Raw genomic sequence first — 24,928 nt, forward strand, 5'->3', positions numbered from 1 at the left:
CCGGTTCAGAAAAACAGTCGGTAATGCAGTGCGAATTCGGTGGTGCGCGCGAAGATGCCACCACCGCCCTTGTCCTGTCGCCAGGACAGCGAAAAATGATCGGTGCCGAGCAGGCTGCCGGCCACGCCGAGCGACACGTCGTAACCGGCGCCGGCGACGCTGTTGTTCGACACGCCGATCGAGCCGAAGGGGCGCAGCGCCTTCGTGTAGTCGCGCAGCAGGCGGATGTTGTGGGTCAGCCTGAGCCCCTGCAGATTGAAGCTCTGCGGACGCAGCGCGGTGGCGTCGGCCGCACTGTCGGCGAACAGGCGCTGCTTGATCTCGACCGCCCGCGCGTCAGCCAGATCGATGTCGGACGGGCTGAAGCGGTAGCCGGCGACATAGGCGCTGACTTCGAGGTCCGGCAGTTCGGTACGGATCGAATGCACCAGCTCGGCCTGCCACAGACGGCCGCTGCCGATGGACAGGCCGTTCTGCGCCCGGTAGCGGTAGCCGCCCAGCTGCAGGCCGACGCGGTCATAGCGCGACACGCGGTAACTGGCACGCAGGTCGATCTGGTCGCGCATGCCGGCCGCGCGCAGGCCGAGGTTCTCGGTCGCCGGCATGTCGATGCCGACGCCGGCCGACGCGCTGAGCCGGTTGTCGATGCGCTGTTCGCGCTCGATGGCAAAAGGGTGGATGGTTTCGAAGCCGTCGCGCTGACCGAACGTGATGCGGGTGGTGCCGTCGTCGTGCGACCAGGCGAGCTTGCCCAGCAGATAGCTGCTTTCGCCCGGCACTGCCGAGAACTGCGTGTTGTCGCCGCGGCTGCGCGAGATCGAGCCGAACTCCAGACTCATGCGCAGGTCGGGCGCGACCGCCATGTCCAGCGTAGCGCTCGCCTGTCGCTCGTCGATGCCGCCCAGCTCGCGCTGCGCGATGTCGAGATCGAAGCGGTGTGCGTAGTCGAGCATCGCATCGGACAGTTGCAGATGCAGCGGCGCGTCGTCGCGCTGGGCATCCATCGTGTCGAAGGCGGCCGTCTGCGCCCGGCGCAGGTCGCCGACCAGGCGCGCGCTGTTCACGCGGTCGTAGCGCGGCAGCCGCTCGTCCCAGGTTTCGAGCAGCGCACCAACCGCCGCCACGTCGCCCTGCCCGAGCGCGGCGGTGATGTCGGCCCACAGCGGCCGGTTCAGCGCGCGCCCGTACTGGTGCCACAGGAAGCCGCGCACCGCGTCGTACTCGCCGCGGTCGATGAACCAGGACAGCGCCAGTTCGCGCGCAGCCGGCAACCACTGGCCGTCCGGAGCGCGGTCCAGCCGCAGCACCTCGCGCAGCAGCGCGTGCGACGCATCGCCCGGCTGCTGTGCCCTCGCCAGTCGCACCCGTGCCAGTCGCTGCAGCTGGCCGATGTCGCCGGCGGCCAGTTCGCCCAACCGCGGTCGCTCCTGTGCCCACAGCGTCTGCCGCAGGCGCCAGGCACGGTCGAGCTCCTGGTTCTGTTCCAGCGCGTCGGCGACATTCATCATCCACAGGAAGTCGCCGCGCTTGCGGCCGAAGCGCGGCAGCATGTAGCGATCGAGCGCCACCTGCGGTCGCGACAGCGCCTGCCAGGCCGCGGCCAGCGCGTCGTGCAGCGCTTCGTCCTGCGCCCACGCCTGTTCCTTGCGCAGCAGCAGATCGCGCAGCGCGCGCACTTCGTTGCCGTCGATCAGCAGCCACAGCAGCGCCGAGCGCACGTCGGCCGAATCCGGCACCAGCGTCAGTGCGGCGCTGAAGTCGGCGAAGGCGAGGTCGCGACGCCCCGCCGACTGATGCCACTGCGCGCGCATCTGCAGGAACACCGGCACACGCTCGGCCTCGGCCAGCTGTGCGGCGCTCATGTCGCCGATGATGCGACCGACGTCCTGCGGCCGGCCGGCGAACACGTAGAGATCGAGCGTGCGCATCAGCCACGGCGTGTCGCCATAGCGTCGCCAGCCGCGTTCGGCCTCGCGCGCCGCCGCCAGCGGCGCAACGTCGGTCAGCAGTTCGATCAGGTTGACCAGCTCGAAGGCATCGGCGTCCTCGAAGCGCGTCACGCGCTCCAGTGCGGCGCGCGCCCTGTCGTCGTCCTGCAGCAGCATGGCGAGCGAGGAATACAGGCGCCAGTAATCGCGATCGGCGTCGGTCGCCACCGCCTTGGCCGATTCGAGTGCCTGCATCGCGTCGTCGAAGCGACTGCGCACGATGAGCAGCGCGGCGCGGCGCGACGCACGCGCCGGCTCCGGTGCAGCGACGGTATCGAGGCGCGCCAGCGTGGTCAGCGCGAGGTCGATGTCGCCGGCACGTTCGGCCAGATCGGCCAGCGCCTTCAGCGCCTGCGGCGTGGGCGAGCTGGCGGTGATCTTCTGCAGGAAGGCGATGCCCTCACGCGGCCGACCCAGCCTTTCGTAGGCGGCGACGATCTCGCCCAGCAGCCGCATGTCACCCGGCGTGCGGCGCAGCCGGTGCTGCAGCGCAGGCAGCAGCGCCTCGTCGTCGAGCAGGCCCGGCGCCAGCCGCAGCACGGCGTCCCAGGCGTCTTCACGGCCGGTACGCTGCGCCAGCACGAGCCACTGGTCCAGCGCCTCCTGCGGCTTGCCGGCCCATTCGGACACGGTGGCCAGACGCTCGCGCCACGTCATGTCGTCCGGCGCCTGACGCACCGCCGAGGCGGCCACGCGCTGCGCGTCGTCGAGCTGGCGATTGCCGACAAAGGCTTCGTAACCCAGCGTGTAGATCTTGTCGTCGAAGGGCAGGTCCGGTCCTGCGCCGGTGGTGACGCGCCACGGCTGCGCGTCGAAACCGACCTGCGCGAGCATGGCCCGGCGCCACTGATGCTGCAGCGACAGCTTCAGCATCTGCTTCGCGTAGCGGGCGGCCGCGTCCGGACGGTTGGCGGCGCGCGCCAGCTTGACCAGGTAGTAGAGCACCTCGGTGTCGTCCGCCAGTTCACCGATCTCGCGCTCTGCAGTGTCGAGCGCGAGATCGAGCAGATTGCCCGACTGCAGCGTGCGCAGCGCCTGCAGGAAAAGCTGGCGACGGACCGCGGCGTCCGGCTCGCGGCTGCGCTGCAGCAGCAGCATGCGCGCCGCGCCCTCGTACTCGCCCTGCCCCAGCAGTTCCGCCGCCGCCTGGCCGTACAGGCGCGGATCGACTGCGCTGCCGTCGCGCTGGAAGGTGGCGATCAGGTCCAGCGCCAGCAGCGCCTGCCCGCGCGACAGTGCGCGTTGCACCAGCGACATCCGGTTGATTTCGTTGAGGCCGTCGATCGCCACCGCATCGCGCAGGCGCTGCGGCAGCTGCGCCTCAAGCTCGACGTGGCGCGACGACCACGGCGCCGTTGACAGCAGCTCACTCTCGTAAAGCGTCCAGTTGACCCAGCGCGCTTCGGTCAGCGTGTCGCGATCGATGTCGCTCGCCAGCAGTGGCGCCAGATCGGCACGCGCCTGTTCGTAGTCGCGCCGCGCCAGCGACTGCCGCACCAGCGCCAGCCGCAGTTCCGGGTTCCGCGGATCGGTGCGCAGCAGGTTGCGCAGATAGACGACGGTGAGCGTGTCGCCGCGCGTGGCGTTGATCGTGTATTGCACCAGCGCCTGATAGGGATAGAGCAGCACCAGCAGCACGCCGACCAGCGCACCGATGCCCAGCAGCACGTGCGGTGCGACCAGGCGCGGTCGCTCAAGCGAGGCGGCAGCGTAGCTCGATCGTCGCAGCATGGGCGCTCAGTCGGTAGTGGGTCAGCCCGCCGTCGCGGCGCTGCGCGGCGAGTGCGCGGCCGTCGGCGGAAACGCTGCAGCGCTCGGCGTTCGCCAGTGCGAATTCGAGCGGCACGTGGGCGCGCAGTTCGAAGCGGTAACGCTCGCCGTCGCGCGTCGCCGACAGCACGCGGGCATTGGCGTCGGCCAGCATCGGCAGGTGCGGATCGACCGCGGCAAGACGCAGTTCGGCCTCGTCCGCGGTGAGGTGCACGTAACGCCCCTCGCCACCGTCGCGGAAGCCGCCCACGCCCGGCGACGCCGGCAGGTCGGGCACGCCCAGTTCGCGCGGCAGGCGCAGCGTGCGCAGGTGGTGCGCGTTGCGTACCCGGTAACGCTCGCCATCCAGCGTGCGCGCCAGCACCACATCGTTGAAGTTCATCGCGATGCGCACGTATTCGCTCGGATAGACCGGATGCACCGGCTGCGCGAGCGCGTGCCGGTACACCTTGTGCAGCGCTTCCAGCGCCGCCTGTTTGCTCGCCGAATAGGTGTGATAGTAGATGTTGATTGGCTTGAGCCGGCGCGGCCTGTCGGTGAAATCGAAGGTTTCGGTGACGCGCTCGAAACCGTAGAACGGGCCAGTCCACAGATTGGTGTAGACGTTCTCGTTCATGATCGGCGCATGAACGTGAAAGCGCCTGCCCTGCCAGGTGCCGAGTGCCGACACGGCGGCGAGGCTGGGATAGAGGCGGCTCGCCACCGTATAGCCGCCATTCATCTGCACCATGCCGAGGCGCTCGACCATGTCCAGCGCGGCCTCGGTCGGCGCGGCGTCACCGGTCCATAGCATCAGGCCGACCGGCTTGCCGGGCGGTGCGAGGCGACTGCGGATGTAGTTGACCGAGCCGGCGATTTCGCGCTCCAGCGACGGCACGTAGCCCTCGGGCGCGAGCGAATACCCCTGCAGGGCCCGCTTCGCCTCGCCGCGCTCGACGCTGTCCCAGTAGAACGGATGGGTATAGCTGTGCGACGCGATCTCGACGTGCGGCAGCGCGAACATGCGGCGCGCGACCGCCTCCATCTCGGCCGAATCCTTCGCGTACGGCCCCTGTGCGCTGGTTTCGATCTCGATCACCGACATCGCGTGCGGCACGGTGTAGCGCTTCAGCACGTCATCGAGCAGCACCTCGGCGGCCAACCGACGGCCCTTCATTTCCGCGCGAGAGGCGAAGCCGTCGCCGTCGATGTGGGCGAAGAACATGCGGCGCCCGCTGAGCGTAGTGGTGTCGGGTACCGGCAGCGGCGGCAGCGCGAGCGCATCGCGGATGAAGGCGAAGGGTTCGACAATCCAGCGCGTCTGCGCCTCCTCCAGCGGCAGCACGCGGATGGCGAAGGGATGCAGCGCAAAGCCGCCCCAGGGCATCTGCGCCACCGCGTCGTAGCGCTTGCCGTCGGCGTCCGACACGGTCAGCAGCCTCCGTGCCGCATCGACATCGACGCGTATCCGTTCCAGTCGTCCGCGCTCCGGAATCGGCGGTGATTCGAAACCGATCGACGGATCGGCCGACGCGATGTCGAGCCGGCCGCGCCCCGGCGCAACGGAGGCCAGGCCGGCCTCGCGCAGGAAATCGCCCGCCGGCTCGAAACCGAAGGAGCCGAACACCGCCAGACGGGTGCCTTCGGCGATGCGCGCCGCCATCCAGCGCGCCAGCACGGTCGCGCGCGCAGGCGGGACATAGCCGTCGAACCAGCTCACGACCCCCGCGTACTCCGCGGCCGGCACGGTGTCCGGCAGCGGCTGGTTCACATCGACGTAGTCCGCGGCGTAACCGAGGTGATTGACCGGCATCTCGGCGTAGCGGTGTGCGCTCGACACGTTGACGCGCGCCGCCTCGCGGCTGTTGTACAGGAACAGGATCTTGCGCGGCAGCACCTCGACCAGGCCGACGCCGAGGTGACGCAGATCGCCGTCGGTCACGTAGGGCACGATGCCGTGCGCGTGGATGCGTCGCGCCGTATCGCGCGCCAGTTCGCGCGCCGCCGGGGCCACGTAGTCGATGGCGATCGCCGTCACGCCATACTTGTCGCGCGCCGCGAGCAGTTGTCCGAGCAGCCAGTCGCGGTCGGCCTGCCCGACCTCGACATAGCGCTTCTTCTTCGCGTCCCAGCCGCGGTACAGCGATTCGGCGGCGACCGCATAGACCTCGCTGCGCAGGTCGGGCAGCAGTTCGAAACCGCGGTTGAAGATGAGCCGGATACCGGGAAAGCGGCTGCGCAACTGCCGCACCACGGCCACCATGCCCTGCTGCTGGGCGACGACATCGACGCCATTGACCAGATGGTAGGAATCCAGCGTGTCGAGAAAGAAGCCGCGATAGCCACGCGCCCACAGCGGGGCGATCACCTGTTCGGCGAAGAAGGCCGGCCACGCACTCTGCGCCTGGTCGATCACGAGGGATTTCCAGGCCGGATTGCGACCGATGCGCCAGGCTTCCGGAATACGTGCCGCGTAAGGGCGGGTCGGATGCACCTCGCCCACGCTCACGTAGGCGAACAGTTCGGAGCGCCCCTGCCCGCGATAGGCGACCGGATCGAAACCGTGGTCCGGTTCGACCACGGCGATATCGAAGGCCTTCATCGCCGTCAGAGGGGCGTCGGCACCGTAGTGCAGTACAACCGACGGCAGCTCGCCGGCCTGCGCCCTGACCGTCGCGGCGAACAGGGCGAGCGCGACGAAGCACAGCAGACGGGTGAAACGCGACAGAAGCGGGCGGTGCAGCGAACGAAAGGTCGAAAGCATCAGGTCACGGGCGCCGACAGGGTTTCCGGTGAACGGCGCATTGTGGGGGAACCTTTAGCTTGCAGGCTCGACTTGACCGATATTTGCGCTGCACAACGCTCCCGCGCCGGCGGCAGCCCGTTCAGGCGAGCGGAATCCAGTCCGGCGACGGCAGCGCATGGAAAGCTTCGCGCAGGCTTTCGCCCCAGCGGGTGCGGATCATTTCGAAGTAGGCGTTCTCGGCGTCGATGCGGGTGTGCGAGCACACCTTCAGCGCGCCGGTGCGCAGCACCAGCAGGTCCAGCGGAAGACCGACCGACAGATTGGAGCGGATGGTTGAATCCATCGAGATCAACGCGCACTTTGCCGCCTCGTCCAGCGTGGTTTCCGGGCGGATGACGCGGTCGATGATGGGCTTGCCGTACTTCGCCTCGCCGATCTGGAAGTAAGGCGTGTCGCGCGTCGCCTCGATGAAGTTGCCGGCAGCGTAGATCTGGAACAGCCGCGGCTCCTCGCCCAGTATCTGGCCACCGAGGATGAGGCTGGCGTTGAATTCGATGCCGAATTCCTTCAGCGCCTCGGCGTCACGCGCGTGCACTTCGCGCAGACAGTCGCCGACGTGGCGCGCCGCCTCGAACATGTTCGTCACCGTGTACAAGTTGGGCCCGTCGGTGGCGAGACGCTCGCGCAGCAGGCTTACCAGTGTCTGCGTCAGCGCGAGGTTGCCGGCGCTCATCAGCACCAGCACGCGCTCGCCCGGGCGCTCGAACAGATTCATCTTGCGGAAGGTGTTGATGTGATCGACACCGGCATTGGTGCGCGAATCGGACAGGCATACGAGCCCGGCGTCGAGCAGCATGCCCACGCAGTAGGTCATGGCGGATTTCCGTCAGGGAAAAGTTGAATGTTAGACGGACAGCGCGCGCGCTGCCCGGTGCGGCGGTGCGTCAGTGGGTGTGGATGGACACCCGGGTCAGCGTGCGCGTGACCGCCTCGCCGCCGGCCATGCGCACTGGGCAGGCATCGAGATGGTCGCGCCCGACCGCCAGCCTGCAGTAGCCGTGGCCTGCCAGCGCGCGTTCGAGCACATCGACGCTGACCCAGCCGGCTTCGCCGCCGGGCGCCGGCCCGCTGGCCAGCCAGACATCGACCCACGCATGTGGTGCCGCCCAATCGCCGGCGGCGTCGATCAGGTAGCCGCTCACGTAGCGTGCCGGCAACCCGGCCGCGCGGCAGCAGGCGATGAAGGCATGCGCGATGTCGGCGCTGCAGCCAAAGCCGGCGTCCAGCGCGATCGAGGCGCCACCCGGCGGCAGGCAGTCCGGCTGGTGACGCACCGCGCCACAGACCGCGCCGCTGAGGTCCAGCAGTTCGCCCACCGTGTCGCGCCGCGCCCGCAGATGGCTGGCGGCCATCGCGTGCGCCTGTTCGTCGGCCTCGGTCAGCCGTGTGCCGGCCAGATAGGACAGCGGCGACAGCGTGCCGCTGTCGCGCGGCATCCAGGCGTCGGCGTCGGTCAGCCGCACGGTGCCGCTGACGACGATGGACAGCTCGCTGTGCGGCCGGTCCAGCGTCAGCAGGTGACCGATGTTGCCGTGCGCGTCGACCGAGCGGCGCGCGCTGCCCGGCGCCTGCACGCGCCAGTTCAGCGGGCGCTGGGTCGAGTCCTCGCGCGGCGTGAGCCGCAACTGCTGGATGCTGTAGTTGACCGGGCTGGCGTACTGCAGCGTGGTTTCGTGACGGATATCGAGCAGCATGGCGATCTCCTTCAACTGGATGACATCGGAACCAGGAAATCGTTTGAAATGCGGTTGCCGAGGTCGTTCACGCGCACGATGAACTGCGTCAGGTACTCGTGCAGCCCGCGCGCGAACACGTCCTCGATGCGGCCGAACTTCAGGCTGGCCTGCAGTTCGCCGGCACGGCGCTTGGTTTCCTTCGAGCGATAGTTCGACACCGCAAGCAGGTTTTCGTACACCTCGACCATGCTGGTGCGCAGCGAGCGCGGCATCTGGTCGTTCAGGATCAGCAGTTCGGTCACCTTCACCGGCGTGATCAGGTCGCGGTACACCTTGCGATACACCTCGAAGGCCGACACCGAACGCAGCAGCGCGCTCCACTGGTAGTAGTCGGCGGCCGCGTCGGGCGGCGCCTTGCCGTTGACCAGCATGTGGTACTTCACGTCGATGAAGCGCGCGGTCGCGTCGGCCCGTTCGAGGAAGGTGCCGAGGCGGATGAAGTGAAAGGCTTCGTCGCGCAGCATGGTGCCCAGCGTGACGCCGCGCGAAAGATGCGAACGGAATTTCACCCACTCGAAGAATTCGCCGATCTCGCTGCCCGACAGTTTCCAGCGCGGGTAGTCGCGCATCTTGAGCCAGGTGTCGTTGGTGGTTTCCCACATCTCCGACGTGATGGTGCCGCGCACCGCATGCGCGTTCTCGCGCGCCATGCGCAGGCAGCTCATGATGGACGACGGATTGCTGCCGTCGAACACCATGAATTCGAGCACCGATTCCATCGTCGCCGCCGGGTACTTGGCGCGGAAGGCGTCCTCCAGGCCGGTGATCGACAGCGTAGCGCCCCAGCCGGCGTCGATGCCGCCATCGGCCTGCGGCACCATGGACATGCGGTAATTCACGTCCAGCATGCGGGCAACGTTCTCGGCGCGCTCGATGTAGCGCGCCATCCAGTACAGGTGGTCTGCGGTTCGGCTCAGCATGGGAGCATCATCCTGTGATCGGCGGGGTCGATGAACGAAGCGGTCGCGCCGCCCGCAGGGCCGCCCCAAGGGCGAGCGCAGCCCCCTCGGGGGGCTGCGAACGAAGTGAGCGTGGGGGTATCCATACTCAGATCTCCAGAACCCAGGTGTCCTTGGTGCCGCCGCCCTGCGACGAATTCACCACCAGGGAACCCTCACGCAGCGCGACCCGGGTCAGACCGCCGGGCACCATGTTGATGTCCTTGCCGGACAGCACGAAGGGGCGCAGGTCGATATGGCGCGGCGCGATGCCGGCGTTCACGAAGGTCGGGCAGGCCGACAGCGACAGCGTGGGCTGCGCGATGTAGCGCTCGGGTGTCTCGGTCAGCAGCTGCCGGAAGCGCTCGATCTCTTCCTTCGAGGCGCGCGGCCCGATCAGCATGCCGTAGCCGCCAGCGCCGTGCGTTTCCTTGACCACCAGTTCGTCGAGGTGGGCCAGCACGTAGGCCAGATCCTCCTTCTTGCGACACATGTACGTCGGCACGTTGTTCAGCAGCGGCTCTTCGTCCAGATAGAAGCGGATCATGTCCGGCACGTAGGGATAGATGGACTTGTCGTCCGCCACTCCGGTGCCGATCGCGTTCGCCAGCGTCACGTGGCCGGCGCGATAGACCTGCAGCAGACCCGGCACGCCCAGCATGGAATCGGCGCGGAAGGCGAGCGGGTCGAGGAAGTCGTCGTCGATGCGCCGGTAGATCACATCGACGCGCTGCGGTCCCTGGGTGGTGCGCATGTACAGGTGTTCGTCGCGCACGAACAGATCCTGGCCCTCGACCAGTTCGACGCCCATCTGCTGGGCGAGGAAGGCGTGTTCGAAGTAGGCCGAGTTGTAGGCGCCGGGCGTCAGCACGATGACTGTCGGATCGAGCACGCCGGCCGGTGCGACCGCACGCAGATTGCTCAGCAGCATGTCCGGGTAGTGCTCGACCGGCGCCACGCGGTAGCGCGAGAACAGTTCCGGGAACAGCCGCATCATCATGCGCCGGTCTTCCAGCATGTAGGACACGCCAGACGGCACGCGCAGATTGTCTTCCAGCACGTAGAACTCGCCGGCCCCGGCGCGCACGACATCGACACCGGCAATGTGGGCGTAGATGCCGCCCGGGACGTCCACGCCCTGCATTTCCGGGCGGTACTGGCTGTTGGAGAGCACCTGCTCGGCCGGAATCTTGCCGGCCTTGATGATTTCCTGGTCGTGGTAGACGTCGTGCAGGAACATGTTCAGCGCCTTCACGCGCTGGCGCAGGCCGGCGGCCAGCTGCTTCCATTCCTGGGCGGGGATGATGCGCGGCACGACGTCGAACGGAATCAGGCGCTCCTTGCCCTCCTCCTCGCCGTAGACCGCGAAGGTGATGCCGACCCGGTGGAACACCAGATCCGCTTCGGCACGCTTTTGCGCGATGCGCTCCGGCGGTGTTTCCGCCAGCCACTTCTGGTAGCCGGCGTAATGAGCGCGCACCGTGCCGTCGGCGCCGTTCATTTCGTCATAGATCGAGGACGGGTTGGCCATGATCGGGTTGTCTCGTGTGATTGTTTGGCGCGTACCTGCATTCAGCGAAAAATGTGCCATGCCGGAAAACGGCGCCAGGACTGGAAACCTTCCGCTTTGAAGGGTTTTACGCACCAAGCGGGTGCGGAGCCCGGATTCATGTGGTGCAAGGGGCGGAAACGAAAACGCCCCGCACTGGGCGGGGCGTTTTTTCAGACCGGTGAAGCGGCGATCAGATGCGTTCGATGATGCCCGCAATGCCTTGGCCACCGCCGATACACATGGTGATCAGGCCGTAGCGACCACCGGTGCGCTGCAGTTCATACAGGCACTTGACGGTCAGGATGGCGCCCGTCGCACCGACCGGGTGACCCAGACCGACGGCACCGCCGTTCGGGTTCACCTTGGCCGGGTCCAGACCCAGTTCGCGCGTGCAGCACATGGCCTGGACGGCGAAGGCTTCGTTCGATTCGATCACGTCGAGGTCAGACGCCTTCAGGCCGGCGCGCTGCAGCGCCAGCTTGACGGCCGGGATCGGGCCGGTGCCCATGATGGTGGGATCGACGCCGGCAACGGCGTAGGACACCAGACGGGCCAGCGGCTTGGCGCCGGCGCGGGCGGCCGCACCGGCTTCCATCATGACGATGGCGGCAGCGCCGTCATTGATGCCCGAAGCATTGCCAGCGGTGACCGAACCGTCCTTCTTGAACACCGGGCGCAGCTTGGCCATGCCTTCGAGCGACGCGTCGCGGCGGAAGTGCTCGTCGGTGTCGATGACGGTGGTGCCCTTCTTGGTCACCACTTCCAGCGGCGCGATCTGCGACTTGAAGTGGCCGGCGTCGGTCGCGGCCGCGGCCTTCTGGTGCGAGGCGACGGCGAAGGCGTCCTGCTCCTCGCGGTTGAAGCCGAACTGGCTGGCGATGTTTTCCGCGGTGATGCCCATGTGCACCGTGTCGAACGGATCGGTCAGCGCGCCGACCATCATGTCGATCATCTTGGTGTCGTTCATGCGGGCGCCCCAGCGGGCCGCCGGCATCAGGTAGCCGCCACGGCTCATCGTTTCGACGCCACCGCCGACTGCGCAGTCGGCATCGCCAAGCTGGATCGCGTTGGCCGCCGACACGACGGCCTGGAAGCCGGAGCCGCACAGGCGGTTCACGCCCATGGCGCACGATTCCTTCGACATGCCGCCGTTGATCGCCACGACACGTGACACGTACATGTCACGTGCTTCGGTGTGGATCACGTTGCCCAGCACCAGATGCTGCGCTTCCTTCGCATCGACGCCGGCGCGCGCGAAGGCGGCCTTGACCACGTGCGCGCCCAGATCGCAGGCCGTGAAATCCTTCAGCGAACCACCATATGCGCCGATCGGCGTACGTGCAGCACCTACGATCACCACTTCTCTCTTGTCAGCCATCAGTACCACCTCCGTTGAAATCAGCTACCGACATAGCCAGCCAGCGTGAGCAGGCCGAGCAAAAGAAGACAAAATATAAGTGTGCGCCAAACAAGGCCGATCGCGCTTTGCATGAGATCAACATCGGCGTCGTCGCCCATGCCCAGTTCGGGCCGGTCCGCGACTTCGCCGAGTTCGAACAGCGGTGCGCCGAGCTTTACGCCGAGCGCCCCGCCGCCGCTGGCGAGCAGAATGCCCGCCGCCTGCTCAGGCCATTTTGCGGCCTGTGTGCGCCAGCAATGCACGGCGTCCTCGAAGTCGCCAACAATGGCGAAGGTCGCGGCAGTCATGCGCACAGGGATGAAATCCAGCCATTCGTACATGTTCCGCGCGAAGCGGCCGAAGGCACCGAATTCGATGTTTTCGCGCCGAGCCCACGACCAAGACAGGCGTTCGGTCAGGCGATAGAGCAAGGGGCCGGTCGGCCCCGGCAGCAGCGCAAACAGTGCCAGCGGTGCGAACACATGGCGATGCGCCGCCAGCAGGCCCTGCTCGATCGCCAGGCGGGCGATCTCCTCCTGCTTCATCCGGTCGGTGTTGCGCGACAGCCAGTTGCCCAGTTCGCGCCGCGCGGTGTCGGTGTCACCGGCACGCAGTGCGTCGGCAGTGGCCTCGAAATGATGGCTGAACTGGCGAAAGCCCATGGTCACGTAGAGCACGATGACATTGAGCACCCAGCCGAGCACCGGGTTGATCCAGACGAGGAACAGATAGAGGAACCAGACGGCCGCCACCGGCAGGCCGACGGCCAGCGACCACGCGACCACGCCATGGCGCGCCTCGCCAGCGTTCAGGCGCTGTTCGAACCAGGCCGCATAGCGGGCAAGAGGGCCTGCGACGACGCGCTCATAGGAAAGCGGTTTGTACTGCTCGATCAGCAGTGCGACGAAAAGAGACAGCCAGGTCATGTGATGCGTTATCGCCTTACGAGCACCCGGACGATATCACAGTGAAGCTTGCGGGAGCCTTGCAAGCCACCATCCTGTCGAACCCGGCGGGTCGGGTAGCCGGCCGGTCAGCCGGGTGACCGTCATGCCCCCCGGCAGCGTCAGTCCTTCAGCAGGTGCTCGGCGAAGCTGACGATCATGCCGGCAGTGGCGCCCCAGATGTCGTAGCCCTGCCAGGGCATGGCCCAGAATTCGCGGGTGATGCCCTGGTGTTCGATACGGCCACGCCTGCGGTTGGCCGGATCGAGCAGGAAGGACAGCGGCGTCTCGAAAGCCTCGGCCACCTCGAAGGTATCCAGCCGCAGTTGCAGCGGCCCGCGCAGCAGACCGACCACCGGGGTGACGCGAAAGCCGCTGGCAGTGATGTAGTAATCCGGCAGGCGGCCGATCAGTTCGACCTGCTCCGGCGGCAGGCCGATTTCTTCCTGCGCCTCGCGCAGTGCAGTCGCCTCGGGTGAGGTGTCGCCGGCATCGACGCGACCGCCGGGGAAGGCGATCTGGCCCGGATGATCGTGCAGATGGGCGCTGCGCCGGGTCAGCAGCAGTGTCGGTTCGACGCCGCCGACGACCACCGGCACCAGCACCGCGGCCGGAGTGAATCCGGCAAAGCGAGCGTCCGGCTGCGCCGCCGGCAGAGACAGACGGGTACGCAGGCGAGCGATGTCGAAGCCTGCAGCGGGCGCGGTAAAGTCCATCAGAAGCGCTGCCTCAAGGTCATGACCTGTCCGTTGCGCTGCATGTCCATGCGGTTCAGGAAACTCATGCCGAGCAGCACCTGCGGCATTTCGGCGTCCATCACGGCCGCTTCGACATTGGCCTGGGTAACGCTGCCCAGCTTCACGCTGGCCAGCCGGACGCGCCAGGCGCGGACCACGCCATTGGCGGTCTGCACCCGCATCGCTTCGGCACGGGACAGATCGACGCCGGCACGGCGCGCCTGATTGCGGTCCATCGCGATCACGGTAGCGCCGGTATCGAGCAGGAATTTCATCGGCACGCCGTTGATCGCCCCGTCGGCGGAGAAGTGTCCCTGCTGATCCGCGTTCAGGTGGATGACCGAGGCCGACGTTTCGGCACTGCGCTGCGACGCCACGTTCTCGCCGATGCGCAGCTGCACGCGCCGGCCGTCGATGTTGACCCAGGCACGGTCGCCCTCGACCGACAGCAGCTTCACACCTTCCGGCGAACGGGCACCCGGTGCCAGCGTGCGCGGCGCGCCGCCGTCGATCACCAGAACCGCCTTACCGCCGAACACACCGGCCAGCGAAACGTCGGCCGCATGCGCAGCGCTTGCGCCAGCAAGGACGGCGAGCGCGAGCGTGGCTAGAATGCGGCGAGGAGGTGTTTCGATGAAACCCATTGCAGTGTTCCGTCACAGTCCGACCGAAGGACCCGGTCATTTTGCTACATATATCAACGGCCTGGGCCGTGAAATCCGCCTGTTCGCGATGGATTGCGGCGATCCGGTGCCGACCGATCCGTCGGCCTTCGCCGGCCTCTGCTTCATGGGCGGGCCGATGAGCGTGAACGATCCGCTGCCGTGGATTCCGCCGGTGCTCGAACTGATCCGCAAGGCGGTCGCCGCCGACATTCCGGTGATCGGCCACTGCCTGGGCGGCCAGCTCATGTCGAAGGCGCTTGGCGGCACCGTCGGCGCCAATCGCTGCAAGGAGATAGGCTGGCTGGACGTCCATGCCACCGACCCGGCAGCGGCCGAATGGTTCGGCGACCGGGCACGCTTTCCGTCCTTCCACTGGCACGGTGAAACCTTCACCGTGCCGACCGGCGCCACCCGTGTACTGGCCTCTGCCGGCTGCGACAACCAGGCATGGGCCATGGGCAAGCATCTGGCAATGCAGTGTCACATCGAAATGACCGAGGATCTGGTGAAGTCGTGGTGTACCGGCGGCGCCGACGAAATCGCCGAGGCCGCGGCCCAGCCGACGGTGCAGCAGCCGGCAGACATCCAGCGTGACCTGGAGGCGCGGATCGCTGCGCTGCACGCGGTGGCGGAAACCGCCTACGCGCAGTGGGTCAAAGGTCTGAAGGACTGAACCGGGGAAACAGGCCGCTATCGCGGGGAGCGGTAGCGGCAGCGCCTGAATCGGCGCTCAGTCGCGGAAATTGCCGAACTGCAGCGGGATGTCGGTCACCTGCTTGCGCAGCAGCGCGATCGCCTCCTGCAGCACGTCGCGCTTGGCACCGGTGACGCGCACTTCCTCGCCCTGGATGCTGCCCTGCACCTTGAGCTTGCTGTCCTTCAGGATGCGCACGATCTTCTTGGCGGATTCGCTCTCGATACCCACCTTGAGCTTCAGTTCCTGCTTCATCTTGTTGCCGCTGATCTTCTGCGCGTCGCCGCGCTCGACCGAGCGCACGTCGATGCCGCGCTTGGCGAACTTGCCCAGCAGCACGTCATAGACCTGGTCGAGCTTGAAGTCATCGTCGGCGAACAGCGTGAGCAGCTTGTCGCCCTGCTCCACGCGCGCGTCCGAACCCTTGAAGTCGAAGCGGTTGGTGATTTCCTTGTTCGCCTGGTCAACCGCGTTGCGCAGTTCGACCATGTCGATTTCGGAACTGATGTCGAAGGACGGCATGCTGAAAACCTCGTGTGCTGCGAGCGGGCGCCAAGCGGCGCCCGGTGATGCGGATCAGCCGAAATGGCAGACGTAGTGGTAGGGCTCGCCGCTCACTTCGATGTCGAAGGACGAATTGCCCGGCACGTTGTAGGACTCACCGGCACCATAGGTCTTCCATTCCGTCTCCCCCTTCAGGCGCACGCGGCAGCTTCCCGCCACGCCTTCCATGATTTCCGGCGCGCCGGTATTGAAGGTGAGCGTGGCCGGCAGGATGACGCCGACCGACTTCTTGGTGCCATCGGCAAACTGGATGCTGTGGCTGACGCACTTGCCGTCGAAATACACGTTGGCTTTCTTGACGACGCTGATGTTGTCGAACTGGGACATGTTCTTTTCCTGTTGTGATTACTTGCCGCGCTTGATCGCGGCGTTGGCGGCGATACGCATGCGCAGTGCGTTGAGCTTGATGAAACCGGCCGCATCCTTCTGGTCGTAGGCGCCGGCATCGTCCTCGAAGGTGGCGATGGTCGGGTCGAACAGCGAATCGGTCTTGGAATCGCGGGCGACGACGATGACGTTGCCCTTGTACAGCTTGAGCCGCACCCAGCCATTGACCGTCTGTTGCGTGTGGTCGATCAGCGCCTGCAGCGCGCGGCGCTCCGGACTCCACCAGTAGCCGGTGTAGATGATGCTGGCGTAGCGCGGCATCAGGTCGTCCTTCAGGTGGGCGACTTCGCGGTCCAGAGTGATCGACTCGATGGCGCGGTGCGCGCGCAGCAGGATGGTGCCGCCCGGCGTTTCGTAGCAGCCGCGCGACTTCATGCCGACGTAGCGGTTCTCCACCAGATCGAGACGGCCGATGCCGTGCTTGCCGCCGATCTTGTTCAGCGTGGCCAGCAGTTCGTGTGCCGGCATGCGGGTGCCGTTGATGCTGACCAGGTCGCCGCGCTCGAATTCGAGGTCGAGGTATTCGGCCTGGTCCGGCGCCGCCTCCGGCGATACGGTCCAGCGCCACATCGACTCTTCGGCTTCGGCCGACGGATCTTCGAGGTGACGGCCTTCGTAGCTGATGTGCAGCAGGTTGGCGTCCATCGAATAGGGCGAGCCACCCTGCTTGTGCTTCATCTCGATCGGGATGCCGTGCTTCTCGGCATAGGCCAGCAGCTTTTCGCGCGACAGCAGGTCCCACTCACGCCACGGCGCGATCACCTTCACGTTCGGCATCAGCGCATAGGCGCCCAGTTCGAAGCGGACCTGGTCGTTGCCCTTGCCGGTGGCGCCGTGCGAAATGGCGTTGGCGCCGGTTTCGCGCGCGATGTCGATCAGGCGCTTGGCGATCAGCGGACGCGCGATCGAGGTGCCGAGCAGGTATTCGCCTTCGTAGATCGTGTTGGCGCGGAACATCGGGAACACGAAATCGCGGACGAACTCCTCGCGCAGATCGTCGATGTAGATGTTCTCCGGCTTGATGCCCAGCTTGATCGCCTTGGCACGCGCAGGTTCCAGTTCCTCACCCTGGCCGAGGTCGGCGGTGAAGGTGACGATTTCGCACTGATACACATCCTGCAGCCACTTCAGGATGACCGAGGTGTCCAGGCCGCCCGAATAGGCGAGGACCACTTTCTTGATGTCGCTCATCGTTGCTCGTCTTTCAATAAGAGTCGTCGGTTCAGCTGCCGGACACGCGTCCGAGCAGCAGGAATTCCATCAGCGCCTTCTGCGCGTGCAGGCGGTTTTCGGCTTCGTCCCACACCACCGAGTGCGGGCCGTCGATCACTTCCGCACTCACCTCCTCACCGCGATGCGCCGGCAGGCAGTGCATGAACAGCGAGTCGGCCTTGGCCACCTTCATCATGTCGGCATCGACCTGCCAGTCGGCGAAAGCGGCACAACGTGCCTCGTTCTCCGCTTCCCAGCCCATCGAGGTCCACACGTCGGTGGTGACCAGATCGGCACCGCGCGCGGCGTCCATCGGATCGGCGAAGCACTCATGGTGGCTGCCCGCCACGCCTGCGCGCTCGGCCTCGACTTCGTAGCCCGGTGGGGTCGAAATGTTCAGCTTGAAATCGAAGATTTCGGCCGCCTGCATCCAGGTGTGGCACATGTTGTTCGAATCGCCGATCCACGCCACGGTGCGGCCGGAGATGTCGCCGCGGTGCTCGATCCAGGTGTAGATGTCGGCCAGCACCTGGCAGGGGTGGTATTCGTTGGTCAGCCCATTGATCACCGGCACGCGCGAATTGGCGGCGAAGCGCTCGATGATGGTCTGTTCGAAGGTGCGGATCATGACCACGTCGCACATGCGCGAAATGACCTGGGCCGCGTCCTCGACCGGCTCGCCGCGGCCGAGCTGGGAGTCGCGCGTGTTCAGGTAGATCGCGCTGCCGCCCATCTGGTGCATGCCGGCTTCGAAGGACAGGCGCGTGCGTGTGCTCTGCTTCTCGAAGATCATGACCAGCGTGCGGTCCTGCAGCGGCCAGTACTGTTCGTAGCGCTTGAACTTGTCCTTGATCCAGCGGGTGCGCGCGAACACGTAGTCGAGCTCTTCGCGCGTCAGATCCTTCAGTTGCAGAAAGTGTCTGGGTTCAGTCATTTCATGCGGCGAGCTGGGCGCCCGCGAGGAAGTTGCGGATGATCGGCGACAACCGGTTGACCAGCTCGCGGCTGTCGGCGTCGTTGAAGACCAGCGGCGGCACCAGACGTATCGTGCTGTCGGCCGTGACGTTGATCAGCAGACCCGCTTCGAGTGCCTGACCGACCAGCGCGCCGCAGGGGCGGTCGAGTTCGATGCCTATCATCATGCCGGCACCGCGGATGTCCTTCACGCCCGCCACATCCTTCAGCGCATCACGGAAGCCGGCGCGGATCGCGTCGCCCTGACGCACGGCATTGCCCCGCAGATCGTCGCGCGCGACGACGTCGAGCGTGGTCAGCGCGGCGGCGCAGGCCAGGGGATTGCCACCGAAGGTCGAACCATGAGTGCCAGGTTTGAAAACACCGGCCGCCGGCCCGCGCGCCAGGCAAGCGCCGATCGGCACGCCCGAGCCGAGGCCCTTGGCCAGCGTCATCACGTCCGGCTCGATACCGGCGTGCTGGAAGGCAAACCAGCTGCCGGTACGACCGATGCCGCACTGCACCTCGTCAACCATGAACAGCCATTGCTGCTGGTCGCACAGCGTGCGCAATTCGCGCATATAAGCCAGGTCGGCGGCATGGATGCCGCCCTCGCCCTGCACCGGCTCGAACAGCACGGCGACGATGTTGCGCGTGTGCTCGGCGATCGCCCGCACCGCGGCGATGTCGCTGAAAGGCACCCGGTGGAAGCCCGGCGTCAGCGGCTCGAAACCGGCTTGCACCTTACGGTTGCCGGTGGCCGACAACGTGGCCAGCGTGCGGCCGTGGAAGGCGTGCTCCATCACGATGATGCCCGGCAGTTCGACGCCGCGCTGATGGCCGTACAGACGGGCGAGCTTGATCGCCGCCTCGTTGGCTTCACAACCGGAATTGCAGAAGAACACTTCGTCCATGCCGGACAGTTCGGCCAGACGGTCCGACAGCTTTTCCTGTGCCAGCACGCGGTACAGATTGGAGCAGTGGATCATTTCCGCCGCCTGCCGCGACACCGCCTGAACCAGATCGGGATGACCGTGGCCCAGCGTATTCACGGCAACACCGGCCATCGCGTCCAGGTACTCGCGACCGTTCTCGTCATACAGCCGTACGCCCTTGCCGTGGGTGAAGGCGACCGGCTGGCGGCCGTAGGTATTCATCAGATGCGTCATCGAAACAGCTCCGTGACCCTGCTGCCGCATCGACGGCACGCCTGCTGGCGGCGTGATGCGGAAAACGAAAAAAGCACGGCGGCTCGCGCCGCCGTGCTTGATGAGAGAACGATTTTAGTTCAAAGCCCGCGCGCTGTGTAGCAGGCGCCGCTCATGTTGCGGCGCACATTGTCACCTCGCTCGGCAGACGACGCAGCAGTGCGGTCGCCCGCCCCCCAGCCCGTACCGGGCAGCGAACATCCGTTGCGGCAGGGACTTAGCCGACCCTGCGGGCGGCACCGGGCCCGATCTGCGGGTCTGGCACAAAGCGTGCTAGCACCGAGCAGCCCATATAGATCTGTCGCAACTTGCGTTCGGCCTCTTCGGCACTCGCGCCGGGTATGGACAGGTTGTCGATCAGCACGCCGCCTCGCGTACGGATCCTGAAACCGAATCGGGCCATCTGAGCCCGAGGCGCCGGAGACGACACACTGCCAAGTACTGTGGACTGCCTGGATCTGAGGCTGGAATTGAGCATAAAGCGCCGTCTCCTCATAGGGATAGCGCGAGTATAGAAACAGAACATTAGCTTTACAACAGCTAAACCTTGTTTTTAAAGATAAAAAAGAGCCCTGTTTTACCTCTATAACTGAGCGAAGCACCACCCCGGCTGCAGCCGCGCCACCTGCCAGGTGCGACGCAGCCGGACCGAACACAGAACTGCCGGAGGCCACAGACCCGAACATGAGCGCGATTCCGCATGTACACGACGGCGACGCCGCAGCCCCTCCTCTACCGCCCGCCAACGACAGCCTGGTGCGCAAACAGGTGGACGACCCGCGCCGCGCGCGCAGCTTCACGATCATCGGTGCCACGAGCAAGGGCCGCACCTTCCGCCCAAGCGACTGGTCCGACCGCCTGTGCGGCGTCATGTCCTCGTTCGGCAGCCAGCGCAAGATGCGCTACTCACCGTACGTGCGCCCCGGTTGCTGGATCACCGGCGAGAAGTGCGTATTTGTCGATGCCCGCCTGTACGAACTCGAACCGCTTGCCTACAACTTCCTGATGCATTTCGCGCGCGACAACGATCTGCGTGTGGACTACGAGACCGGCGCCGCAGAGATCTGAATCCCCGTTCTTGGGCGATCCGGACGCCTGGCGGACGCCGTCCGGAATACGTCCGCCAGGCGTCAGCACCGACGACGACGCAGCATTGCCCATTGTCAGTGCCCGCAAGACACAGGCAATAAAAAAGCCGACCATCGGGTCGGCTTTTTTATTGCTGCGGCCTGGATGGCCGCCGGCGGGTCAGGCTGCGGAACTCAGGCCGCGGCGCCCATCGCCTTGATCGCACCGGACAGACGGCTCTTGTGACGCGCTGCCTTGTTCTTGTGGATGATGTTCTTGTCGGCGATGCTGTCGATCGTCGTCTGGGCCTGCACGAACACGGCTTGCGCAGCTGCCTTGTCGCCAGCCAGGATGGCCTTGCGGACGTTCTTGATGGCAGTGCGCAGCTCCGAGCGCTGGCTCATGTTGTGATCACGACGAACGTTCGCCTGACGGGCGCGCTTGCGTGCTTGTGCGGAATTGGCCATGTTCTTGCGGTTGGGTGTTCGGGAAAACGCGCGAGTATACGCACTATGGGTTGCCGGTGCAAGACCCAGTTCGGCGCATCGCGTGGCCGACAGCCCGCACGGCTCTGGTAAGGTGCGCGCTGTCTCTCCACACGCATCGCCTGATGAATCTGCTTCGTGCACTCGCGACCGTCAGCAGCATGACGCTGCTGTCGCGCATCCTCGGCTTCGTCCGCGATTTTTTCATCGCCCGGGCCTTCGGCGCTGGCGCCGCCACCGACGCTTTCTTCGTCGCCTTCCGTCTGCCCAACCTGCTGCGTCGCATGTTCGCCGAGGGCGCCTTCTCGCAGGCCTTCGTGCCGATACTGGGCGAGTACCGCAACCGGCGCGGCGTTGACGACACGCGGGCACTGATTGACCATGTCGCCACCCTGCTCGCCCTGGTGGTCGCGGTGGTCACGGTGATCGGCATCGTCGCCGCGCCGCTCATCATATATATATCCGCCCCCGGCTTTGCCGCCGACGCCGACAAGTTCGACCTGACGGTGACGCTGACCCGCATCACCTTTCCCTACATCCTGTTCATGTCGCTGGTGGCGATGGCCGGCGGCGTGCTGAACACCTTCAGCCGCTTCGCCATCCCCGCCTTCACGCCGGTACTGCTGAACCTTAGCTTCATCGGCATGAGCCTGTTCGCCGCGCCGTATTTCGATCCGCCGGTACTGGCGCTGGCCTGGGCGGTATTCATCGGCGGCGCGCTGCAGCTGGCGCTGCAGGTGCCGGCGCTGATGCGCATCGGCATGCTGCCGCGGATGCGGCTCGACCTGCACGATCCCGGTGTGCGTCGCATCTTCAAACTGATGCTGCCGGCGATACTGGGCGTGTCGGTGTCGCAGATTTCACTGCTGATCAACACCATCTTCGCCTCCTTCCTCGAAAGCGGTTCGGTGTCCTGGCTCTACTACGCCGACCGTCTGATGGAATTCCCGGCCGGCCTGCTCGGCGTGGCGCTCGGCACCATATTGCTGCCTTCGCTGTCGCGCAGTCACGCCGATGGCAACGGCGGTGAATTTTCCTCCCTGCTCGACTGGGGCCTGCGCCTGACGCTGCTGCTTACGCTGCCGGCGGCGCTTGCGCTGGGATTGCTGGCCACACCGTTGATTGCCACACTGTTCCACCACGGCCAGTTCACCGCCCACGACGTGCTGGCGACGCGCGAAGCACTGCTCGCCTACAGCGTCGGCCTGACCGGACTGATTCTGGTGAAGGTGCTGGCACCCGGTTTCTATTCGCGGCAGGACATCCGCACGCCGGTCAAGATTGCGCTCGGCGTACTGGTGCTGACTCAGTTGATGAACCTCGTCTTCATCGGCCCGCTGGCACACGCAGGGCTGGCGCTGTCCATCGGGCTGGCATCTCTGGTGAACGCCGGTTTCCTCTACCACGGCCTGCGCCGCACCGGTGCCTACACGCCGGCACCTGGCTGGCGGAGCTTCTGGCTCAAGATGCTGTCTGCGCTTGCAGCGATGGGCGTGGTGCTGTACTTCGGCGCGCAGGTACCGGGCGACTGGCTGCAGATGGGCACGCTCAACCGCATCCTGCACCTGGGCTGGCTGGTGCCGGCCGGCGCCGGTGCCTACTTCGCCGTGCTGTTCGCACTGGGTTTCCGGCTGCGCGACTTTTCGCGTCGCGCGGCGTCCTGAACGAGGAGCTGACTAGATGAAACTGACGAGCAACACCTTTGCCGACGGCACCCGCATCCCGGGCAACAACGCGTTCTGCATCCCCGACGGCAAGGGTCACGCGCAACTTGGCAACAACCGCAACCCGCACCTCGCCTGGTCCGATCTGCCGGCCGGCACGCGTTCGCTGGTGCTGATCTGCCACGACCCCGACGTGCCGACCCGGCCGGACGACGTGAACCAGGACGGCCGCACTGTGCCCGCCTCGCTGCCGCGCTGCGACTTCACGCACTGGATACTGGTTGACCTCGCACCGACCGGCGAAATCGCCGAAGGCGAGTTCTCGTCGGCGGTCACCGCCTGCGGCAAGCCCGGCCCGGCCGGTCCGCGCGGCACCCGCCAGGGCATCAACGATTACACCGCGTGGTTCGCCGGCGACGCGCAGATGACGGGCGACTACCATGGCTACGACGGCCCCTGCCCGCCGTGGAACGACGAAATCGTCCATCACTACGTGTTCACGCTGTACGCGCTGGACGTCGAACGCCTGCCGGCAGACGGCCGGCTTACGCTCGATGTCGTGAGACAGGCGATGCAGGGCCACGTGCTCGGCCAGGCGAGCCTGACCGGGCTTTACGCGCTGAACCCCTCAGTCAGCTGAGCGACGTGGCGCGAAGGCGGCCGCCAGCACGGCGGCCATCAGCGCCCAGCCCAACGCCTGCGGGTTGCGCCAGTCGAGAAGCCAGGCGATGGCACTGCCGGCCACCGCAATCAGCGTGAAAATACGCGACTCGGGCAATCGCGGCATCACGTCGAAACCGGCCCAGCGCGCAGCCAGACCGAACTGAATGGTCGGCAGCACGAACAGCAGGAAGGGGAAATCGCGATAGCGACCATCGACCGCGAGCAACAGGCCGCCGGTGGCCAGGCCGAACAGCAGCACGCGCACGACGAACGCCATCGCAGGTCGTGCGCGACCGGTCATCACGAAGGGCAGCAGCGCCCACGCCAGGCTGCCCGCCAGCGCGACCGCGCCCATGGCCAGCCACTCCGCAGGATTGCGGCAGGCGAGCGACAGGTATTCCCACTGCAGCAGTCCGATCAGTCCAGCCAGTGCCCCGGACAGCGCGTAAGCCGCTGCAGCACCGGAGCGACGCACACGCGCGGCCAGCACGATCAGCACGCCGAGCGCCAGCCCGACCGCGCCGGCGGTCAGCGGCGTGGCACCGTCGTTGCGTTCGGCCAACGCCCCATGCCAGCCGAACTTGGCGTGGCCGTGCGAATCGAGCACCCCCCAGTACCCGCCGACCGTACCTTCGAGCAGGCGCTTCCACGGCTGGTCATAGGCTTCGATCACGTTGTACTGCCAGCCGTGCGCCTGCGCCGCCAGCAGGAATTCGCGCAGATAACGCGCCTGCTCGATCAGCCCCGGCCGCGCGCCGTCGCGCTGCTTGCCCAGACTGGGCCAGCCGGTCTCGCCGATCAGCAGCGGCTTGCCCAGTTCGATGGCCATCGTGTCCATCACCGCCGTCACGTGCGTGATCGCGTCGTCAATCGCCCGCGGCTCGTCCTCCCAGTAGGGCAGGATGTGCACGGTGGCGAAATCGACGCTGGCCGCGAGTGAACGGTGCTTGAGCCAGAACTCCCAGACGTCGGCGTAAGTCACCGGCACCTCGGTTTCGCGCTGGGCACGCTCGATGTAGCGGCGCATCGCATCCTCGGTCTGCTCGCGGCGCAACAGCACCTCGTTGCCGACGATGAGGCCGCGCACCACGTCGCGGTGACGGTTGGCAAGCGCGATGGCCTGTGTCAGCTCGATGTCGTTCTTCTTCAGGTCGCCGCCTATCCAGGCGCCCACCAGCACCTTCAGTCCGTGGCGACCGGCCAGTTCGGGAACGGCGGACAGCCCCTGGTTGACCGAGTACAGACGCACGCAGTCGGTGATCCGCGACAGCCGTGCGAGGTCGGCGTCGATGCGCTCGCGACTCACCCGGAAATCGGGAATCAGCGGCGATTCGCCCGGCCGGTAATAGGGTGCGTACGACACGCACTGCAGACGGGCCTGGTCCGGCGGCACGTCGGCCAGCGGCTGCGGCTGGTTGGCGCGCCAGATCCAGAACGCGATCAGCGCCAGCGCGACCAGATGCACCAGCGCATAACGCGCCCAGCGCGGCGCGCGATTCAGCGGCTCCATCATCG

The 24,928-nt window shown here is 66.4% G+C and carries 21 protein-coding genes; 4 read left to right on the forward strand and 17 right to left on the reverse strand.

Annotated elements, in window-relative coordinates; all coding sequences use genetic code 11:
• Window positions 1–5 precede the first annotated feature (5 nt).
• The 10 genes from ACQ66H_RS14030 to ACQ66H_RS14075 all read right to left on the reverse strand — a co-directional run bounded on the left by ACQ66H_RS14030 (window position 6) and on the right by ACQ66H_RS14075 (window position 14,493).
• Window positions 6–3,719, reverse strand: coding sequence for a tetratricopeptide repeat protein (locus ACQ66H_RS14030; RefSeq protein WP_430434529.1), 3,714 nt, complete (start codon window positions 3,717–3,719; stop codon window positions 6–8).
• On the reverse strand, window positions 3,682–6,501 hold the full coding sequence (locus ACQ66H_RS14035) for a bifunctional glycoside hydrolase 114/ polysaccharide deacetylase family protein (protein WP_430434530.1): 2,820 nt from the start codon (window positions 6,499–6,501) through the stop codon (window positions 3,682–3,684). Before ACQ66H_RS14035 ends, ACQ66H_RS14030 begins: the two co-directional genes overlap by 38 nt.
• Before the next feature lie 121 nt (window positions 6,502–6,622).
• The gene (locus ACQ66H_RS14040) at window positions 6,623–7,357 is read right to left on the reverse strand and encodes a peptidase (RefSeq protein ID WP_430434531.1); all 735 of its coding nucleotides are present in this window, start codon (window positions 7,355–7,357) and stop codon (window positions 6,623–6,625) included.
• Window positions 7,358–7,427: 70 nt separating this feature from the next.
• The gene (locus ACQ66H_RS14045) at window positions 7,428–8,237 is read right to left on the reverse strand and encodes a transglutaminase family protein (RefSeq protein WP_430434532.1); all 810 of its coding nucleotides are present in this window, start codon (window positions 8,235–8,237) and stop codon (window positions 7,428–7,430) included.
• Between the two features lie 11 nt (window positions 8,238–8,248).
• A complete protein-coding gene (locus ACQ66H_RS14050; RefSeq protein WP_430434533.1) occupies window positions 8,249–9,199 on the reverse strand; it encodes an alpha-E domain-containing protein in 951 nt (316 codons plus the stop codon).
• A gap of 127 nt (window positions 9,200–9,326) precedes the next feature.
• On the reverse strand, window positions 9,327–10,748 hold the full coding sequence (locus ACQ66H_RS14055; protein WP_430434534.1) for a circularly permuted type 2 ATP-grasp protein: 1,422 nt from the start codon (window positions 10,746–10,748) through the stop codon (window positions 9,327–9,329).
• Window positions 10,749–10,959: 211 nt separating this feature from the next.
• The gene (gene bktB / locus ACQ66H_RS14060; RefSeq protein WP_304002687.1) at window positions 10,960–12,147 is read right to left on the reverse strand and encodes a beta-ketothiolase BktB; all 1,188 of its coding nucleotides are present in this window, start codon (window positions 12,145–12,147) and stop codon (window positions 10,960–10,962) included.
• A 20-nt stretch (window positions 12,148–12,167) separates the two neighbouring features.
• Window positions 12,168–13,094, reverse strand: coding sequence for a CobD/CbiB family protein (locus tag ACQ66H_RS14065; RefSeq protein ID WP_019917615.1), 927 nt, complete (start codon window positions 13,092–13,094; stop codon window positions 12,168–12,170).
• Between the two features lie 140 nt (window positions 13,095–13,234).
• Window positions 13,235–13,828 (reverse strand): CoA pyrophosphatase, encoded by a 594-nt coding sequence (locus ACQ66H_RS14070; protein ID WP_430434535.1) that lies wholly within the window; start codon window positions 13,826–13,828, stop codon window positions 13,235–13,237.
• Entirely contained in the window at window positions 13,828–14,493 is a 666-nt protein-coding gene (locus tag ACQ66H_RS14075; RefSeq protein ID WP_430434536.1) for a retropepsin-like aspartic protease family protein, read from the reverse strand. Before ACQ66H_RS14075 ends, ACQ66H_RS14070 begins: the two co-directional genes overlap by 1 nt.
• Here ACQ66H_RS14075 and ACQ66H_RS14080 point away from each other — a divergent pair.
• A complete protein-coding gene (locus ACQ66H_RS14080; RefSeq protein ID WP_430434537.1) occupies window positions 14,483–15,187 on the forward strand; it encodes a type 1 glutamine amidotransferase in 705 nt (234 codons plus the stop codon). The two genes, ACQ66H_RS14075 and ACQ66H_RS14080, sit on opposite strands and share 11 nt — an antisense overlap.
• Before the next feature lie 57 nt (window positions 15,188–15,244).
• On the opposite strand, the gene ACQ66H_RS14085 is transcribed toward ACQ66H_RS14080, so the two are convergent.
• From ACQ66H_RS14085 to ACQ66H_RS14105, 5 genes are read right to left on the reverse strand one after another with little or no spacing between them, the layout of a single operon-like run.
• Window positions 15,245–15,730, reverse strand: coding sequence for a YajQ family cyclic di-GMP-binding protein (locus ACQ66H_RS14085; protein ID WP_304002675.1), 486 nt, complete (start codon window positions 15,728–15,730; stop codon window positions 15,245–15,247).
• Between the two features lie 54 nt (window positions 15,731–15,784).
• The gene (locus tag ACQ66H_RS14090; protein WP_008062806.1) at window positions 15,785–16,099 is read right to left on the reverse strand and encodes a pyrimidine/purine nucleoside phosphorylase; all 315 of its coding nucleotides are present in this window, start codon (window positions 16,097–16,099) and stop codon (window positions 15,785–15,787) included.
• A gap of 18 nt (window positions 16,100–16,117) precedes the next feature.
• Window positions 16,118–17,350, reverse strand: coding sequence for an argininosuccinate synthase (locus tag ACQ66H_RS14095; protein WP_430434538.1), 1,233 nt, complete (start codon window positions 17,348–17,350; stop codon window positions 16,118–16,120).
• Between the two features lie 31 nt (window positions 17,351–17,381).
• Window positions 17,382–18,305, reverse strand: coding sequence for an ornithine carbamoyltransferase (argF, locus tag ACQ66H_RS14100; RefSeq protein ID WP_430434539.1), 924 nt, complete (start codon window positions 18,303–18,305; stop codon window positions 17,382–17,384).
• A gap of 1 nt (window position 18,306) precedes the next feature.
• A complete protein-coding gene (locus ACQ66H_RS14105) occupies window positions 18,307–19,494 on the reverse strand; it encodes an aspartate aminotransferase family protein (RefSeq protein WP_430434540.1) in 1,188 nt (395 codons plus the stop codon).
• Between the two features lie 723 nt (window positions 19,495–20,217).
• On the opposite strand from ACQ66H_RS14105, the gene ACQ66H_RS14110 reads away from it, so the two are divergent.
• Complete coding sequence (locus tag ACQ66H_RS14110; protein ID WP_430434541.1) at window positions 20,218–20,601, forward strand: DUF3579 domain-containing protein; 384 nt, start codon at window positions 20,218–20,220, stop codon at window positions 20,599–20,601.
• Between the two features lie 194 nt (window positions 20,602–20,795).
• On the opposite strand, the gene rpsT is transcribed toward ACQ66H_RS14110, so the two are convergent.
• Window positions 20,796–21,068, reverse strand: a complete 273-nt coding sequence (gene rpsT / locus ACQ66H_RS14115) for a 30S ribosomal protein S20 (protein ID WP_019917602.1) — start codon at window positions 21,066–21,068, stop codon at window positions 20,796–20,798.
• Between the two features lie 143 nt (window positions 21,069–21,211).
• Between rpsT and murJ the strand changes: the two genes are divergently transcribed.
• Window positions 21,212–22,750, forward strand: coding sequence for a murein biosynthesis integral membrane protein MurJ (gene murJ / locus ACQ66H_RS14120; RefSeq protein WP_430434542.1), 1,539 nt, complete (start codon window positions 21,212–21,214; stop codon window positions 22,748–22,750).
• Between the two features lie 16 nt (window positions 22,751–22,766).
• Window positions 22,767–23,390: a YbhB/YbcL family Raf kinase inhibitor-like protein gene (locus ACQ66H_RS14125; RefSeq protein ID WP_430434543.1), complete on the forward strand. Its 624-nt coding sequence runs from the start codon at window positions 22,767–22,769 to the stop codon at window positions 23,388–23,390.
• Here ACQ66H_RS14125 and ACQ66H_RS14130 read toward each other — a convergent pair.
• The gene (locus ACQ66H_RS14130; RefSeq protein ID WP_430434544.1) at window positions 23,379–24,926 is read right to left on the reverse strand and encodes a glucan 1,3-beta-glucosidase; all 1,548 of its coding nucleotides are present in this window, start codon (window positions 24,924–24,926) and stop codon (window positions 23,379–23,381) included. The genes ACQ66H_RS14125 and ACQ66H_RS14130 overlap by 12 nt on opposite strands.
• Window positions 24,927–24,928: the final 2 nt, after the last annotated feature.

Source organism: Methyloversatilis sp., assembly GCF_965284615.1.
Classification (GTDB): Bacteria; Pseudomonadota; Gammaproteobacteria; order Burkholderiales; family Rhodocyclaceae; genus Methyloversatilis.

Excerpts from the sequence above, each read along its gene's own strand:
- ACQ66H_RS14095 (WP_430434538.1), bottom strand. The coding sequence starts at position 17,350 with ATGAGCGACATCAAGAAAGTGGTCCTCGCCTATTCGGGCGGCCTGGAC.
- ACQ66H_RS14050 (WP_430434533.1), bottom strand. The coding sequence starts at position 9,199 with ATGCTGAGCCGAACCGCAGACCACCTGTACTGGATGGCGCGCTACATC.
- argF (WP_430434539.1), bottom strand. The coding sequence starts at position 18,305 with ATGACTGAACCCAGACACTTTCTGCAACTGAAGGATCTGACGCGCGAA.
- ACQ66H_RS14105 (WP_430434540.1), bottom strand. The coding sequence starts at position 19,494 with ATGACGCATCTGATGAATACCTACGGCCGCCAGCCGGTCGCCTTCACC.
- bktB (WP_304002687.1), bottom strand. The coding sequence starts at position 12,147 with ATGGCTGACAAGAGAGAAGTGGTGATCGTAGGTGCTGCACGTACGCCG.
- ACQ66H_RS14080 (WP_430434537.1), top strand. The coding sequence starts at position 14,483 with ATGAAACCCATTGCAGTGTTCCGTCACAGTCCGACCGAAGGACCCGGT.
- ACQ66H_RS14055 (WP_430434534.1), bottom strand. The coding sequence starts at position 10,748 with ATGGCCAACCCGTCCTCGATCTATGACGAAATGAACGGCGCCGACGGC.
- ACQ66H_RS14040 (WP_430434531.1), bottom strand. The coding sequence starts at position 7,357 with ATGACCTACTGCGTGGGCATGCTGCTCGACGCCGGGCTCGTATGCCTG.
- ACQ66H_RS14110 (WP_430434541.1), top strand. The coding sequence starts at position 20,218 with ATGAGCGCGATTCCGCATGTACACGACGGCGACGCCGCAGCCCCTCCT.
- murJ (WP_430434542.1), top strand. The coding sequence starts at position 21,212 with ATGAATCTGCTTCGTGCACTCGCGACCGTCAGCAGCATGACGCTGCTG.
- rpsT (WP_019917602.1), bottom strand. The coding sequence starts at position 21,068 with ATGGCCAATTCCGCACAAGCACGCAAGCGCGCCCGTCAGGCGAACGTT.
- ACQ66H_RS14085 (WP_304002675.1), bottom strand. The coding sequence starts at position 15,730 with ATGCCGTCCTTCGACATCAGTTCCGAAATCGACATGGTCGAACTGCGC.
- ACQ66H_RS14035 (WP_430434530.1), bottom strand. The coding sequence starts at position 6,501 with ATGCTTTCGACCTTTCGTTCGCTGCACCGCCCGCTTCTGTCGCGTTTC.
- ACQ66H_RS14065 (WP_019917615.1), bottom strand. The coding sequence starts at position 13,094 with ATGACCTGGCTGTCTCTTTTCGTCGCACTGCTGATCGAGCAGTACAAA.
- ACQ66H_RS14075 (WP_430434536.1), bottom strand. The coding sequence starts at position 14,493 with ATGGGTTTCATCGAAACACCTCCTCGCCGCATTCTAGCCACGCTCGCG.
- ACQ66H_RS14070 (WP_430434535.1), bottom strand. The coding sequence starts at position 13,828 with ATGGACTTTACCGCGCCCGCTGCAGGCTTCGACATCGCTCGCCTGCGT.
- ACQ66H_RS14090 (WP_008062806.1), bottom strand. The coding sequence starts at position 16,099 with ATGTCCCAGTTCGACAACATCAGCGTCGTCAAGAAAGCCAACGTGTAT.
- ACQ66H_RS14130 (WP_430434544.1), bottom strand. The coding sequence starts at position 24,926 with ATGATGGAGCCGCTGAATCGCGCGCCGCGCTGGGCGCGTTATGCGCTG.
- ACQ66H_RS14125 (WP_430434543.1), top strand. The coding sequence starts at position 22,767 with ATGAAACTGACGAGCAACACCTTTGCCGACGGCACCCGCATCCCGGGC.
- ACQ66H_RS14030 (WP_430434529.1), bottom strand. The coding sequence starts at position 3,719 with ATGCTGCGACGATCGAGCTACGCTGCCGCCTCGCTTGAGCGACCGCGC.
- ACQ66H_RS14045 (WP_430434532.1), bottom strand. The coding sequence starts at position 8,237 with ATGCTGCTCGATATCCGTCACGAAACCACGCTGCAGTACGCCAGCCCG.